Annotated in this window: 11 protein-coding genes; 4 read left to right on the top strand and 7 right to left on the bottom strand. The window is 43.6% G+C overall.

Annotated elements, in window-relative coordinates:
• Positions 1–6: 6 nt before the first annotated feature.
• From ACVA54_RS01270 to ACVA54_RS01255, 4 genes are all read right to left on the bottom strand, one after another.
• A complete protein-coding gene (locus tag ACVA54_RS01270) occupies positions 7–1,662 on the bottom strand; it encodes a P-loop domain-containing protein (protein ID WP_446631930.1) in 1,656 nt (551 codons plus the stop codon).
• A gap of 72 nt (positions 1,663–1,734) precedes the next feature.
• Positions 1,735–3,645, bottom strand: coding sequence for a bifunctional diguanylate cyclase/phosphodiesterase (locus tag ACVA54_RS01265; RefSeq protein WP_119463896.1), 1,911 nt, complete (start codon positions 3,643–3,645; stop codon positions 1,735–1,737).
• Between the two features lie 197 nt (positions 3,646–3,842).
• Positions 3,843–5,042, bottom strand: coding sequence for an enoyl-ACP reductase FabV (gene fabV, locus ACVA54_RS01260; RefSeq protein ID WP_119463895.1), 1,200 nt, complete (start codon positions 5,040–5,042; stop codon positions 3,843–3,845).
• 82 nt (positions 5,043–5,124) lie between these two features.
• Positions 5,125–5,727 carry an arylesterase gene (locus ACVA54_RS01255; RefSeq protein ID WP_099077740.1) on the bottom strand — a complete coding sequence of 201 codons (603 nt, stop codon included), beginning with the start codon at positions 5,725–5,727 and terminating at the stop codon, positions 5,125–5,127.
• On the opposite strand from ACVA54_RS01255, the gene ACVA54_RS01250 reads away from it, so the two are divergent.
• The 3 genes from ACVA54_RS01250 (at position 5,726) to ACVA54_RS01240 (ending at position 10,706) form a co-directional block, all read left to right on the top strand.
• Positions 5,726–6,427, top strand: coding sequence for an ABC transporter ATP-binding protein (locus tag ACVA54_RS01250; RefSeq protein ID WP_446579587.1), 702 nt, complete (start codon positions 5,726–5,728; stop codon positions 6,425–6,427). The two genes, ACVA54_RS01255 and ACVA54_RS01250, sit on opposite strands and share 2 nt — an antisense overlap.
• The gene (locus ACVA54_RS01245; RefSeq protein ID WP_446649344.1) at positions 6,418–8,874 is read left to right on the top strand and encodes an ABC transporter permease; all 2,457 of its coding nucleotides are present in this window, start codon (positions 6,418–6,420) and stop codon (positions 8,872–8,874) included. Before ACVA54_RS01250 ends, ACVA54_RS01245 begins: the two co-directional genes overlap by 10 nt.
• Before the next feature lie 398 nt (positions 8,875–9,272).
• A complete protein-coding gene (locus ACVA54_RS01240; RefSeq protein ID WP_099077743.1) occupies positions 9,273–10,706 on the top strand; it encodes an FAD-dependent oxidoreductase in 1,434 nt (477 codons plus the stop codon).
• Positions 10,707–10,729: 23 nt separating this feature from the next.
• Here ACVA54_RS01240 and ACVA54_RS01235 read toward each other — a convergent pair whose 3' ends face one another.
• The 3 genes from ACVA54_RS01235 to ACVA54_RS01225 are packed head-to-tail and all read right to left on the bottom strand — an operon-like array spanning position 10,730 to position 13,100.
• A complete protein-coding gene (locus ACVA54_RS01235) occupies positions 10,730–11,665 on the bottom strand; it encodes a 5-oxoprolinase subunit C family protein (RefSeq protein WP_099077744.1) in 936 nt (311 codons plus the stop codon).
• Positions 11,662–12,345, bottom strand: a complete 684-nt coding sequence (locus tag ACVA54_RS01230) for a 5-oxoprolinase subunit B family protein (protein ID WP_099077745.1) — start codon at positions 12,343–12,345, stop codon at positions 11,662–11,664. The genes ACVA54_RS01235 and ACVA54_RS01230 overlap by 4 nt, the downstream gene beginning before the upstream one ends.
• Positions 12,345–13,100 carry a 5-oxoprolinase subunit PxpA gene (locus ACVA54_RS01225; RefSeq protein ID WP_099077746.1) on the bottom strand — a complete coding sequence of 252 codons (756 nt, stop codon included), beginning with the start codon at positions 13,098–13,100 and terminating at the stop codon, positions 12,345–12,347. Before ACVA54_RS01225 ends, ACVA54_RS01230 begins: the two co-directional genes overlap by 1 nt.
• 178 nt (positions 13,101–13,278) lie before the next feature.
• Here ACVA54_RS01225 and ACVA54_RS01220 point away from each other — a divergent pair, with 178 nt between their 5' ends.
• Entirely contained in the window at positions 13,279–15,246 is a 1,968-nt protein-coding gene (locus ACVA54_RS01220) for a diguanylate cyclase domain-containing protein (RefSeq protein WP_446649343.1), read from the top strand.
• The last annotated feature ends 65 nt before the right edge of the window (positions 15,247–15,311 follow it).

The raw sequence follows: 15,311 nt of genomic DNA, 5'->3' as shown, positions 1-15,311 counted from the left end.
CATCAATTAGTGTGATGGCTTAAATTGAGATTTACGCATACGGCTTAACGCAGCCATTACATCTAGTGTTCGTGGTTTCGCCAAGTCACCTTGTTTTGGCAAGCTTGCATGCCACTCACCAGCAAGCATTTCTTCGATCTCTTTCGCTGGGTTATTACACCAACCAGGAAGCTGTGCTAGCTGGAACCACAGCCAGCCAATCGCATTGACTTCATCTGCAGACTCTAACTGCTCAAGAGCACTCAAATCGGTAAACTCTTTACCGAATCGAAGAGAGTCTTTACCTTTTGCACTGACACGGAACTTACCATCAGTCAGGATGTTCATCAACGCTACACGATTCAGTGCTCGAGGGCGGAATGTTTGTAGGCTTTCCTCTGACTCGTTGTGACGTTGAGTAGGGTGCTGAGCAATCACCTGTTTCGCTTTTTCAGTCACGTCTACCGCTTGGTAGTCATGCATTTGAATCACAGTGTCTGCTACGTCTAGGTAATCACCTGAACCACCCATAACAATAATGGTAGAGATTTCTAACTCATCACGTAGTTGACCAATACGATCAACCAGTGGTGTGATTGGTTCGTCGCCTTTGGCTACCAATGCCTGCATACGTTCGTCACGAATCATAAAGTTGGTTGCAGAGGTGTCTTCGTCAATCAGCAGCGAGCTTGCGCCAGCTTCGATTGATTCTTGTAACCATGCCGCTTGAGACGTGGAGCCTGAAGCATCCTGCGTAGAGAAATCGGCGGTATCTTTGCCCATTGGCAGGTGGTTAATGTAGTTTGACAGATTTAAGTGGTGTACACAGCGACCATCTTCAGCACGGATCTTCATTGCATCACCGTCAGTGACGATGTACTCGCGACCATCTCCAGGGATGTGGTCGTAGATAGAACGCTCAATCGCATTTAATAGCGTGGATTTACCATGGAAACCGCCACCAACGATCAACGTAATGCCTTTTGGAATCCCCAAGCCAGTTACATAGCCTTTATTTGGCGCGTGTAGCGTGACTTGCAAAGACTCTGGCGCTATAAATTCTACCGCTTCTTTCATTGGTAGGTCACAGTTACCTGCAATGCGTGGAAGAATGCTGCCATTAGCAACGAAAGCAACCAGGTTATTAACTTCAAGTTGCTCACGTAGCGCCGCTTGATCTTCTATTACTTGGCAGTGTTTGATCAGTGCTTCTTTATCTAGCTCACGTTCAATCGTTGCGCGGCGAATAAACTTAGGTAGGTGGAAGGTTAGAATGTTATTGGCTTTTTTCCCAAGAACAGAGCGGCCATCTGCTGGTAGGTTAACACGAAAACGAAGCTCTATGCCTTCTTCTGTAAAAAGCACAGATGTGTTATCTAAAACGGTTTGACCACTTAATGCGATAGACACCGAGTTTTCTTGCTTAGCGAATTGATTGAAGCTACGTGCAATGAAATCACGTGCTGCGCGTTGGAATGCAGGTGATTCGTCTTTCAGCCATTCAAGGCCAGTCAATGACCAAGCTCGTGTCGCACGCAGGCGAGAAGCAGAAGCGTATGGGTCACCTTGCACATAATCGATGTACAGGTTGAAATCATCAAAGTCGTATTGCCCCTTGATTTGCTGATAAGCGCGATAGTTCTGCTTTTCGATTTTTTTTAGCGTGGCAGTCAACTGATCCATTAAGATATTGGCCTTTTTATTGGAAGCGGGCGGCGATTATAGGAACCACCGCAAGCAGAGTAAAGAAAATGCTTAGGGAGAATAAGTATATTGACCACCTAATAGGTTTTGATTAAACAAACTTTGTTCGAATTCATTGCATGGCATAGGTTTCCCATAAAGATACCCTTGCCCAATGTCACACCCTTCCTTAATTAGAAATTGCTCTTGTTGCGTGGATTCTATTCCCTCAACTACAACTTGTAAGTCCAGCTTTTTAGCAATATGAATAATGGAACAGATAATGGCACGATCGTCATCGGAGTTGTCCATTTGGTGAACAAAACTCTTGTCGATTTTTATGGCATCAAAAGGGTATTTCTTCAAATAACTAAACGAGGCATAACCCGTACCAAAATCATCAAGCGACAGTGTCACTCCGATTTCATGCAGCTTATTCAATGTATTGCGAGCAATCATCTCATCCGCTATTAACGCACTTTCAGTCACCTCCAACTCTAGAAATTTTGCCGGAAGGTGAAATGTTTCTAACAGGTGTTCGATCTGCTCAGCGAAGTTTACATTTTGCAATTGTATCGGTGATATATTTACAGCCATTTTAAAGTTATCCACCAACTCGGACCATTGTTTTGCTTTGTCGATAGCATTGCGTAATACAAATGATCCAACTTCGAATATTAACCCATTTTGTTCTGCCATATGGATCAATGCTTCGTTAGAAATGTCACCAAGAACAGGGTGACGCCAGCGGATCAATGCTTCTGCTCCAATCCATTTGTGAGTATGAGGAAGGACTTTAGGTTGAAAATACAGCATTAAATCGTCATTACGTACAGCTTGAAGAAGATAGCTCTCTAATTGGTTATGGTTATGTAACTCGTGGGTATGGTTTTCATTGAAATAACAGTAGGGCTCACCGGACTCTTTACACAGTAGCATTGCGTAGCAGGCGTTTTGTAGTAACTGTTTCGCACAACTCCATTCTTGTGTTTGTACAATGCCTATATACGAATGTAAGTGAACTTCAGTGTTATCTATATAGAAATTGCCGACACTGACATGGGTAATGTCGTCTAATAAATTTTGTACCTTGGATTCGATCTCCTCTCCCCAAATCAATATTACTAAATCATTAGAACTTGGACGTCCGGTAACAAAGTAGCTTGATTCGCTGTGACCGAGACGAAATCGGAACTCTTTAAGGACATCGTCAAATGCTTCAAAGCCATATTTAGTCTGAATAGTGCGCGCGTTACTAAAGCCAATGTTGATAATAACGAGGGATTGAGTGTTATTGCCAAAGGATTCGAGAGTTTCATCAAGTATGGCTTCCAACGCGGCTCGATTTAAAAAGCCAGTCCCTTGGTCGTGTGTCTTCTGGTAGTTGACCTGCCGTTCGGCGGCTTTTCTGCGGTCTATCTCTTTGGTTAACGAATAACTCATTTGAGCAAGGTCTGAGGTACGATTTTCAACACGATTTTTTAACTCATTGTTTAGCCGCAATAATTTATGCTGCTGAAAAACTACGGCTAATTGAGCCTCTATCGAGTATTTAAACGTGTTGAGAAGTTGTCGGTAAGTGTCTGTATAGTGATTCTCTTTTGAGTCCAGCATACAAATGGTTCCAAACGTTTCACCATTTGGCCAGTATAGAGGTAAGCCGCAGTAGGAAATCATACCGAGCTTAATGTCGGGGTTATTAAACCAGAACTTATCTGATACAGCATTTGTAACGATGAGTTCTTGTTTGTGTTCAATGACATATTCACAGTATAAACCGTGGCCTAGTTCCTCAGTATCTCCAACCGTATATGGATTATTTTTCGTTTCGCTACTTGTACTCACCTCGATGTGATTTTTATGAATTCGCATAATCAAACACGTAGGAACGTCCGCAATCGTGGCAATGAGATTCACGATATTTTGCCAACTTTTTTGCATCGATTCTGGGATTTTATAATCCAAAGTTTGAAATGTACCCATGTAGGTATCCTTTCCCGAAAATTCACTTCCAGTGAAAACAAAACACATTCTGAGTGATGAAAAAACTTAATATTTAACCGTTCATTTAGCTTAAGTATAGGGTGAGGTGGTTATGTGACAAAAAAAAGTCCTGAAAACCTTTCAGGACTTCTTAATGTTAGACATTTTCTCTTTGCTGAGACGGTGATTGTCTTCGACTATGGCTTAAGCGTTTTCAAGGATTTCAAAGATATTTCTTGCGAGTAATCAACGTTTTCAAAGTTGAACCCATTCAGTTTCATGAATTCGTCTTTAAATCCTTCGTAGTCACCGATTTGTTTAAAATTGCACTCGTTCATTTCATCAAGTAGGTGGCTTACTTCTAGTTGAACATCGCTAGCAAGTTCTAACTCATCGATTCGTATCAGACGTTCGCTGTCAACTGGGATTTTTTCTTGTCCATATAGTTTGGTGGTAAACAATCGCTGCATCTGTTCAATGCAGCCTTCGTGGGTGCCTTTTTTCTTCATAACACGGTACAGAGCGAGTAGATAAGGGCTCAATGCAGGAATAAACACACTCGCTTTAGTTACCAATGCCTTACATACAGTGGCGTAGGCGCCACCATCAAAGTTGGCAAGCTTTAGATTCAACGCATGGCTTGTTTGGTGTAGGTCAACCTTTGCGCGGCCAAGTGTACCGTCTAGGTAGATAGGATGGGTCACTTCAGGCCCCATATAGGAGAAAGCAATCGTCTTACAACCTTGAGCAATGGATTCAGAGTTAATCAAGGTATCGATCCAGCTCTCCCAATCATCACCACCCATTACTTTAACAGTGGCCTCAGCTTCTTCTTCGGTTGCAGGTTCTAACGTTGACTCAACCCACTGGTCATTTTCTAAAATAATAGAAGCACCTGAAATCGACTCGCCAATTGGTTTGATAACGCTGCGCCAAAACGTGTCTGAATTTGGTTTTGGACGAACGCCGGTCGCCAAACTATAAATCACCAAATCGACTTCACCTTCAAAGTAGGTTTCAATCGCTTCAATGACTTGATTGCGAACTGAATCTGAGAATGCATCTCCGACGATATTTATTGCAGTGCGGCCGTGATGAATCGCTTCTTCTTTGAAGTAGATATTATTGTACCAACCAGCACTGCCAACCCCTTTGTCTGAGGGGCCACGTTCAAATGAAACACCGATAGTATCGGCTGCAGCACCCCCGAAGGTAAGGGCGATACGAGCGGCCAATCCGAAGCCTGAAGAAGCACCAATGATCAAAACACGCTTAGGGCCTTGTTTGATTTGTGGGGCTTGTTTTACGAAATTAATTTGCTCTTTAATAGCAGCGTGGCAACCATATGGATGCGCTGAACGAGCGACAACACCTTGAATTATTGGTTCTATTTGCATTTTTATTATCTGACCCTGGTGAGTGGAATAGGATGAGATTAACGTAAAATTAAGTAAAACTTATTGAGCTAGACCATTAAAATTAGAGATGTTTAATCAGTTCTTGCGCAACAAAATCAGCGATCCAGGGTTGTGCTTCCGATTTAGGGTGTAAACCATCTGGCATCATCCACTCTGGTTTTATGACAAGTTGCTCTAAGAAAAATGGCATTAATGTGATTTTCTGATGCTCAGCTAATGTAGGGTATATGTTATAAAACATCTCGCTGTAGCGCTTACCATAGTTAGGTGGGACACGAATTTGCATCATGATCACATTCGCACCGGAATCTTTGATCATCGTAATCATTTTCGACAGGTTTGACGTAATAAGTTTAGGAGGGAAGCCTCGAAGACCATCATTGGCTCCTAGCTCAATAAGGACGAGGTCTGGAGAGTGCTGTTCAAGGAGTTGAGGTAAACGCGCTAAGCCATTGCCGGTGGTATCTCCGGAGATACTGCCATTAACAACGGTTACATCTTGGCCATGTTCTAACAATGCATCTGGGAGTAAGCTAGGCCAACTCTCTTCAATCGACATTTGATAGCCAGCACTTAAGCTATCGCCTAATACAAGAAGTTTCTCGCTCGCTTGTGCTGTAGCGGAAAGAAAAAAAACGAGAACTAAGGAAAGTATACGAATCATGCAAACACCTGTACTCAAAGCGCCTATTGTTCAAGCGAATTTAGTTTCTAAACAAGTCTCTACTAATCAAGAACAATTAACAATCCTTAAAAATGTAAATGTTGACATTAGAAAGGGAGAAAAGATTGCCATTGTAGGGACATCAGGAGCAGGTAAGTCAACGTTGATGACGTTGCTATCTGGCCTTGATACACCTTCGGAAGGTGAAATTACATTGCTCGGTCACCCACTGTCTAAACTGGATGACGAAGCGCGGGCAAAGATTCGTGCAGACTCTCTTGGCTTCGTGTTTCAGAGCTTTTTATTAATACCTAGTCTCAGCGCGCTGAGTAATGTCACTCTACCTTGTCTTTTACGTGGAGAGGCTGAAGATGACGCAAGAGCAAGACAATTGTTGAGTGCCGTTGGGTTAGAAAAGCGTCTTAACCATTTACCAAGTCAGCTTTCAGGTGGAGAACAACAACGTGTTGCACTCGCTCGGGCATTTATGACCCAGCCTGAACTTCTATTTGCCGACGAGCCGACTGGAAATTTAGATCATCAGACGGCAGAAAAAGTGATTGAATTGCTGTTTGAGCTTAATGAGCAGCATGGCACGACACTGATTCTCGTCACTCACGATAGCCATTTAGCAAGCCGTTGTGATCGTATTTATCGAATGGAAGCGGGTGAAATTAAGGAGGAAGTGGTATGTCCATAGTGTCATCGAGCGAATCCACATCCCCTAAGCGTGGGGGCCAAACAAAGTGCTCCCCCAATCTAAGCTTAATTCGTTGGAGTTGGGGCGAAATCCGTCAAGGAAATCTTTGGCCTATCATTATCGCATTGGTCTTGGTCATCGCTAGCATTTTTGCGCTTTCTGCACTGGCTGAACGTATGGAGCAAGTCATCGTTAAGCAGGGGAAGGATGCTCTCACGGCCGACGCCGTATTTGTGTCTGCCAATCCGATTCCTGCCCCCTTGTTAGAGTCTACTGCTGAACTAGAACGTTCATTGATGATCCGCTTCGCGTCGATGGCATTTAGCGAAAGTGGTATGCAGCTAATTTCGGTTCGAGCTGTGGATGAAGCGTACCCACTGATGGGCGATTTGGTTCTAGGCAATGAAACTGCTGGGCACGTGAAACCACAGCAGTTGTGGCTTGATGAACGAATTATGGCGCAATTGGAAGTAGATGTTGGTGACATTGTCACGATTGGCGATGCTGACTTTACAGTGTCAGGTGCGGTACTGATGGAACCAGGGCTCAGCTTTAATCCTTTCCAACAAATGCCTTCGGCTTATATTCACAAGAGTGATGTGGAAAAGACCGGAGCAATCCAAGTTGGTAGTCGAGTACAATATCGGCTGTTCTTAAAGGTTGACGACCCAACGTTGGCCCAATTGCAGGACAACATAGAACTGACTCCAAGTGATCGTTGGCGCACACAAGATACCGCCAGTCGCAGTAATGAAGTCTTTGAACGCACTATTCAGTACCTTTCTTTGACCGTTGCGATTGTCATCATTATGGCGGCAACAACCTTGGTATTAACCTGTCAAAGTTACGTTAGCAGCCGTACTCAAACGATAGCGATGCTGAAAAGCCTCGGTGCAAGCCGGCGCTGGATAGAGAAATGGCTGTTCATTCAAGTCACGATATTATTGTTAAGTGGGAGTCTTACCGGCTTGTTGCTTGGCAGTGGCTTGGAGTTCTTACTTAGAATTCCACTTAAAGATTTGCTGCCTAATCCGCTGCCAGGTTACGGCGTCACCCCGCTTTTGGTGGCGGTCGCCTCTGCGGTATTAATTACCGTGCCTGCACTTGGGATTCCTTTACTTGGATTGATAAAAACGCCTGCAATAGAAGTCCTTCAGCAGGGGGGGAGCCAACGTTCTTGGAAACGGATGCTTTTGATACTCGTCCCCTTAGTGCCGTTACTGTTGCTATATGCTAACAACACGTTAGTCTGGATAGTTCTTGGTGGAATTGCCGTGCTGTTTGTTGTTTTGGCTGCAATGAGTGTCGCATTGACGAAATTATTTGCTGGAGTGTCTAATCACCCAGCACTAAACCTTGCGCTTAGTCGAATCAACCGTACTCCTGTGACGAGCGGTTTACAGTTTGGTGCGCTTGCGCTTTCGTTAATGTTATTGTCCATCATTTGGCTCGTTCGTAGCGATATTTTGGCCGACTGGTCGAGAACACTTCCTGCTGATGCGCCTAACGTGTTTGCACTGAACATTGGGGATTACGAGCTTGGTAGCTATTTGGAAACGTTAGACAAAAATAATGTAATACGTTCCCAAGCTTATCCAATCATTCGAGGCCGCTTGACTGAAATAAATGGCGATAACGTGAAAGAGATAGACTATGGAGGTCAAGGCTCTGACGCGATTCGTCGAGAGTTGAATCTAACTTGGGGTGATAAACTCCCAGAGTACAACGATGTGATTTCCGGTACGTGGACAAATCAAGCCAGTGTCTCTGTAGAAGCTGAGGTGGCCCAAGATTTAGGCATTGAACTCGGTGATCGCTTAACGTTTGTCATTAATAGCCAAACCTTTGAGGCGAAGGTTGATACGATCCGCCATGTGGAGTGGCGAGATATGAAGCCGAACTTCTATTTCATTTTCTCAAAGGACGTGATGGCGAGTTTACCTGGCTCATATCTCATCAGTTATCGTATTAATGAAGACAATCAAACCTTACTGACTTCTATGGCTCGATCTCATCCGACGGTGTCGATATTAGATATACGAACGATGGGGGAAAAAATTCAGGCCTTGATTCAACAAATTGTGTCTGCAATTACCATTTTAGCTTTATTAGGGGTGGCTGCAGGCCTCCTGCTCATCTTTACTTTATTGCATTTGAGCTTATCTCAGCGACAACAGGAGATTCGACTGTACCGAACATTGGGAGCAAGTAAGAAGCGTATCAATACAACGCTGTGGGTGGAATACGGTATCATGGCTTTAGTTGCAAGTGGCGTTGCTGTGATTGCAGCCGAAACCTGTGTGGCTGCAGTGATGCACTATGGCTTTGATCTTAATGCACAGATTCACCCTGAATTGTGGATAGCTTTGCCTTTGGCTACCTTCGTTGTATTGGCTCTGGTTGTTATGAGTTTAATAAAAAGATTGCTAACGCCGGTAAGCACTTAATTCATCGTCGGTTAGAAATTCAACAAGCACGTCACGACGATTTTATTCCAGTTATCCACAAAAACAGTGGATAACTTTTGGGATAACTAAAATGGCTAAAATGGGGTGCGTTTCCGGAGGCTTTATTCCATGTGGCATGGCGCAAATTTGTTATTCACATTAGAGTAAAAATTCGTTTTCCCAATCGTCTCGTCAAGTATTTTTTTCGAATTATTTTGCTCTTGAATGCAATTTTATGCGTACATTTATTGCAAACGCAAACCCATGAAGTTTTTGGGATTTTAATCACTCCCAATCCCGAGTAGAATCCACGATTATGACTCGATCATTCCCGTAGAATTACGTCTCTTTGGATGAGCAGGGAATGACCCATCTCCTTAAATATTGTCAGTGAAGCCATGAAGTCTGAGTTTCCAAATTGTAAACATAATCACATCGCCGTTGTAGGGGGGGGGGTTGCAGGTGCAACCGCAGCCATTCACTTTGCAGAGCTAGGCTTTCAAGTATCCGTAATCGAAAAAGGCGTGTCGTTAGTTAATGGTCCTCCCATCTGCCATCTACATGCTGGTGGCAACTTGTATCGTGAAATCTCCGAGCAGCAGTGTTTAGATTTACTCAATCAATCTATTGATACGATTCGGTTATATCCGCATTCATTAAACATTCGACCAACGGTCATTGCGGTGCCGCATTCAGATGGTGGTGATCCTGAAGCACTGATTCCTCGTCTCAAAAGTATCAAGAGCGCTTACCAGGCCCTCGTATTAAAAGATAAAGCTAACCAAGTACTTGGTGAGCCAGAGCAATATTATAAGCTTTACTCGAAAGATGATTTGATGGAGTTGGCGAAGCGAACTCAACCAGAGAGCCCTAACAGCTTAGACGAATGGTGCATACCATTTGCACAGCACGCTAATCTGGACGCGTTGAAATACCCGGTTGTCGTTGTTCAGGAGTATGGTTGGAGTGTATTTCGTTTAGCTGCAATAGCCAATTTGACTTTAGCGCAACTACCAAATGTACAGGTATACACTGAAGCAGAGCTGAAACATACCGATTGGCAAGGCAAACACTGGGAATTAATGTTTGATAATAAAGGCGTTGAACAAACAATTTGTTGTGATTATTTAGTGAATGCCTGTGGCTTTGAAACGGGGACCGTTGATAACTCGATTGGTGCAAAACGAGATCGATTGGTCGAATTCAAAGCTGCATACGTCACCCAATGGCATGATTGTACCCAACAATGGCCAGAAGTAATTTTCCATGGCCCCCGAGGCACTGATAAAGGGATGGCGCAGCTAACACCCTATGGAGACGGTTATTTTCAGTTACATGGTATGACCAAAGGCATTACTTTGTTTGAGGACGGTTTAGTCGGTAGTACGGGTGAGTCAGCGCAACCGGCGTTGCCAACTCGATTACTGACTAAGATCCGTCAAGGTTGGCGAGAAGAGATCTTGGAAGAAAGAACCGATAACGCTATCCAACATATGTCTCAATTTGTTCCGGGTTATCAAACGGCCGTAAAGGGAGGCAAAGCGTTGTTTGGCGCACAACAAATTCCTGGTACTGACCCCGTGTTAAGGGCGGCAGATGTGACCTTTGAAGACAATCATTACGCTCGTATTGAAGTGGTGAAAGCGTCCTCAACGCTACTTGCAGCGCAAAAAATTGCTCAGCGTTGGTTTGATATTGAACCTAGTGTACATATTGAAAGGCAGCACCCGATTGCGGTTCATTGGAGCGCAAAGGAAGTTGAGGAGTTCGCGATTACGTTAACTCAACAGCGAGGTTACCCGAAGGCGCTGGCTGAACGCTACGGAATGTAGTATTCAACCTACAGAGGCGGGGCTCAGTAGCCAAAAAACTGAGCCCATTGGCACCACACGTCTTGCAAGCCTTCTCTATCCCCTTTGATAAAGCTTACCATTTGGCCAGGCTTTGCCTGCGCTAGCCTTGGTAAATCGATCCTTGCGACGCACCCTAGCTTAGGGTAGCCGCCGATAGTCTGGTGATCATTGAGTAAGATGATGGGGTTTCCATCACTAGGTAGCTGTATTGAACCAAGTGCTATGCCTTCTGATAACATCCTCTCATAGGGAGGCACTACCGACGGACCTTTAAGCCGATATCCCATGCGATCCGAGTTTGAGGAAATGGTAAATGAGCCATCATAAAACGCCTGCTTAGCCTCTTGAGAAAAATCGTCACACTGGTAACTTTCAATGACCCGCAGTTTCATTGGTAAGTTGTAATCCGGCTTAAAACGAAATGTCATTTGCCTTGGTTTGGTTGTCGGCAGCGAGTGAGAGGCAAAAGGCAACACATCACCTGTTTTCAATGCACTGCCTTTTTGATCTAATCCTCCTAGCGATTCTCGTGCAACCGTTGCGGTACTTCCCAAATGCTTTGTAACGTGAAACCCGCCTCTTACGGCGAGGTAGGCGCGCAAGCCATTTTTAGCGAGACCAAAACGCAGCGTTTGGCCTTGTCTCAAACAAAAATCAGACCAGTTTGGAATAGGGGTGTCATCTATCGTGGCATTCAAATCACCGCCGCATATGGCGAGATGGCAATCTTCAAGCGCCTTAAAACTCGCGTTACCTAGAGTAATCTCAATGACCGAGCAGTTTACAGGGTTATTTAATAAGTGATTAGACCAACTGTATGCATAGTCATCGACTGGGCCGCCTTGCGTTATACCAATATGTGCAAGACCGAAGCGTCCAAAATCTTGGATTAAAGATAATGTACCCGGTTTTTCAACCAATAGTGCCGGCTGGCTCATAATTTTCCTCCCAAATGAATAAATTCTTGCCTAGATATTGGTCTAAATGTGACGTTGTCACCAACCTCAAAAGGGATGAATGGCGGGCAATCAGAAAATAGATTCATTGGGCTACGACCAATAATGTTCCATCCGCCAGGACTGTCTGACGGATAAACTGCGGTTTTAGAATCCGCGATGCCAACGCTACCGGCGGGTAAATGTGTTCTTGGCGTTTTTAACCTTGGCATATGCAGTTCGTTGATAACATCGGATAGATAAGCGAAGCCCGGTGAAAAACCAATTGCAGACACGGTATAAACGGGCTTTGTATGGGCTTCAATCAATGCTTCAAGTGATAGGCCTTTACTTATAAAACGATTTAGGTCCAGTGCGGTTTGTTCAGAATAATAGACCGGTATAGAAATCGTATTGGGCTGTTTATTATCCAAAGATTGGACATTGAACTCATTAAGCATGTGCTGGAGTTGATTTAAAAGATGGGATTCTTGAATTCTAAAAGGCAGATAGTCAATCAATATGGTCCGATACGAAGGGACCACATTCATAATAATGGCACTGAATTTTTCGACGATTTGGTGGGCTACTTCACCCACATGCTCGACGGATACACTGCTATCAAAACGAATCAATATATTACATTCCGATATTGGTGAGATAAAAAACAGCCCTTGTTTCATTAACTTCCTCCAGTATAGAGACTCTGGCGAATCTTTTGGATTAACGCGATGGATTCTTCGTTATCCCCATGAACACAAATCGTATCGGCCTCAAGCAATATATAACGGCCAGAGGTCGTTTTAACTCTTCCTGAACCAGCTAACATTTTCACTTGCTCAAGTATCGCATGCTCACTGTTAAGAACAGCATTTGGGTGCGTGCGTGGTGTTAGCATTCCATCATCTTGATACAAGCGGTCAGCAAATGCCTCGAACAGAAGAGGGACATCAAAATCGTCTGCAATCTCTAAGTATCTCTCATTTTCTTGTGAGGCAAGAATCATCAATGGCACTTTAAATTGTGCCGCAGCCTTAACGACCGCGAGGAGCACTTTATCATTTGCCATCATGTCGTTGTATAGCGCGCCATGAGGTTTGATGTAACTAATATCGGTGTATTGAGCACGGCACAAAGCTTGTAGAGCCCCAACTTGGTAAATGATCATATTAGTAATTTCATCATTATTCAGATTGAGACTGCGTCGCCCAAAACCTTGCAGATCTGGGTAGCCGGGATGTGCGCCGATATCGACGTCGAACTGATTCGCCAAAGCAATCGTGTTATGCATGACATTAGGATCAGAGGCATGAAAACCACAGGCAATATTGGCCATATCGACATGAGGCATGACGTTCTCATCAGCTCCCATAGTCCAGCTGCCAAAACTTTCGCCCATATCGCAATTTAGTGTGAGTTGCTGTTTATTCAATGTCATACGCTTAATTATTGGTTAAAAATGCAGGAAAAATGGTTTGTATTCCGTGACAAAGTTCGCTGTTTGTGAAGATGGGTTCTAATTTTCAGTCTGCACATTGATATCAACCTAATTATCCAATAATTCATACGGTAACACACTAATTTCTGGGAATTTTAGCTTCATTTCGTATCATGTCATGTTAGTCTATTGGCTTATTAGTGCGATAGTTTGCATAACAATTCTTATATCCATTGCGGCCATCTTTGTTACAACACACGCTTATACGTTAAACATCGCTTACCAGTCTGCAAAGAAGGAAATGTCTGAGCAGAAGAAACTACTCATTAGTGATGTTTCACACTCAATTAAAGCTGCGCTAGCCGAAAAGAACAAGCAACAAGTCTATTCGCTATTGGTCGGTCTGTTGAATGATCCCAACGTATCGCTCGTTAAGTTATATGATCAACATGATCAGCCTTTTGCCATTTTCGATCTCAACGGGGCATTTCCTCCAGCGCACAACATTCGTGACATCAGCCGCTTCGACACGCTTCTTAACGCATTATCAGCTCGTTACCTCAATATTTATGAACCTATCGTGTATCAAGGGCAGCGGATAGGGACCGTGCGTATCACTTTGTCTGATCACTCAATCTTAGATCTAAAAGATTCGATTGTTCAAAATGGCGAGCTGTTTTTGAACATATTGATCATATTGATCGTTGTCGTCGTTCTATTTTACATCACCATAGAAAGAAAAGTCCTACGCCCACTTGTGGCGCTTGACCGTGCAATGCAAGATTTTGCTGATGGACATCATATGCGTGGTCCAAAGGAACGGGGTTCGAAAGATGAAGTTGGGCGATTGATTGCGTCGTTCAATACCATGACAAATTGCCGCCAAATGAGAGAAACGCAACTTCAAAAACGATTAGATGCATTAGAACAACAGAAAACATTTTCTGACGCGGTGATTGATGCCGTTCAATATGCATTGATTGTGACCGACAATGAAGGGCGAATCGTCCACTGCAATGTCGCCACACATACCATATTTAAGATAAGCGCTCATAATCTAACCAAATACAATATCAGCGATTTAATCAAAATTAAAACGGCGATCAAATTGAACCAAATTTTGGCACACGGTTTAGAGTACGATGACGTTCCGATTCAAAGTGAGAAAAAAGAACAGCAATTGAGCTTAACGAGCCGTCGGTTAACCGATCACGGTTATTTGCTTTTTGCTATTCAAGACATCACGGAAATTGAAGAGGCAATAAATCGTGAGCGTGTAGCAGGACGAGTGTTTGAGAATAGCCAAGATGGTCTCGTCGTTCTTAACGGTCAAGGGATAATCACAATGGTGAATCCGGCCGTAACCCGGTTTGTCGGACTTGATGCGGAACAGTTAATTGGTCAGCCGTTTCTTAAGTCCATTCGTTGGCGTAAGCTTCACACCATGATGCCAAGCATTATTGAGTCAATTCATAACTATGGAACCTGGCAAGGGGAAGTGATTGAAAAAGATCATAATGGCCGCTTGATCCCGATGTTCGCTAAAGTGAATCGTATCGTAAAAGGAGAAGACCCTCATGTGTATGACATGGTCATTATCTTAACCGATCTCTCTAGCGTAAAAGAAATGGAACGATTAGAACATTTAGCCCATCACGACGAACTCACCGGGCTTGCGAACCGCTCAAAGTTTCATATTGAACTGGATAAGTTATTGCAACAATCGTCATATTTACGTGACGAGTTTGCTGTACTTTATCTCGACTTAGATGGCTTTAAAGGCATTAATGATACCCATGGACATGACGCTGGCGATGAAGTACTTAGACAAGTCGCTGAACGTATGACTTCTGTCACTCGACACAATGACCTAATTGCCCGTCTGTCTGGTGATGAGTTTGCTATGATCGTTAATCCTACAGATCAAAAAGTAGTAACTCGTGTTACAAAGAAACTGATCGCCAAGGTGTGTGAACCCATCGAATATAAAAACGAGCAGCTGAAAGTCGGGGTGAGCATTGGCGTTAAGCTTGTTGGCGTTAAAGAGCGAGATGCACTGCAAATTCTGAAGAGTGCGGATACCGCGATGTACCAAGCGAAAAAAGCAGGAAAAGGTCAAGCCATTTTTATGAGACAAGAATCATAAATGAGAGTTTAAAAATATTAGTTAAAGCTTTAGACTATTTAGATTCGCGTCAGAAGGAATAATTA

The organism is Vibrio sp. PNB23_22_6 (assembly GCF_052877535.1).
Note: the sequence above shows the minus strand (reverse complement) of the source record. Positions and strands in the feature narration are given on the sequence as shown.

Coding starts and splice junctions, on each gene's coding strand:
- ACVA54_RS01270 (WP_446631930.1), bottom strand. CDS start 1,662: ATGGATCAGTTGACTGCCACGCTAAAAAAAATCGAAAAGCAGAACTAT.
- ACVA54_RS01265 (WP_119463896.1), bottom strand. CDS start 3,645: ATGGGTACATTTCAAACTTTGGATTATAAAATCCCAGAATCGATGCAA.
- fabV (WP_119463895.1), bottom strand. CDS start 5,042: ATGCAAATAGAACCAATAATTCAAGGTGTTGTCGCTCGTTCAGCGCAT.
- ACVA54_RS01250 (WP_446579587.1), top strand. CDS start 5,726: ATGCAAACACCTGTACTCAAAGCGCCTATTGTTCAAGCGAATTTAGTT.
- ACVA54_RS01255 (WP_099077740.1), bottom strand. CDS start 5,727: ATGATTCGTATACTTTCCTTAGTTCTCGTTTTTTTTCTTTCCGCTACA.
- ACVA54_RS01245 (WP_446649344.1), top strand. CDS start 6,418: ATGTCCATAGTGTCATCGAGCGAATCCACATCCCCTAAGCGTGGGGGC.
- ACVA54_RS01240 (WP_099077743.1), top strand. CDS start 9,273: ATGAAGTCTGAGTTTCCAAATTGTAAACATAATCACATCGCCGTTGTA.
- ACVA54_RS01235 (WP_099077744.1), bottom strand. CDS start 11,665: ATGAGCCAGCCGGCACTATTGGTTGAAAAACCGGGTACATTATCTTTA.
- ACVA54_RS01230 (WP_099077745.1), bottom strand. CDS start 12,345: ATGAAACAAGGGCTGTTTTTTATCTCACCAATATCGGAATGTAATATA.
- ACVA54_RS01225 (WP_099077746.1), bottom strand. CDS start 13,100: ATGACATTGAATAAACAGCAACTCACACTAAATTGCGATATGGGCGAA.
- ACVA54_RS01220 (WP_446649343.1), top strand. CDS start 13,279: ATGTTAGTCTATTGGCTTATTAGTGCGATAGTTTGCATAACAATTCTT.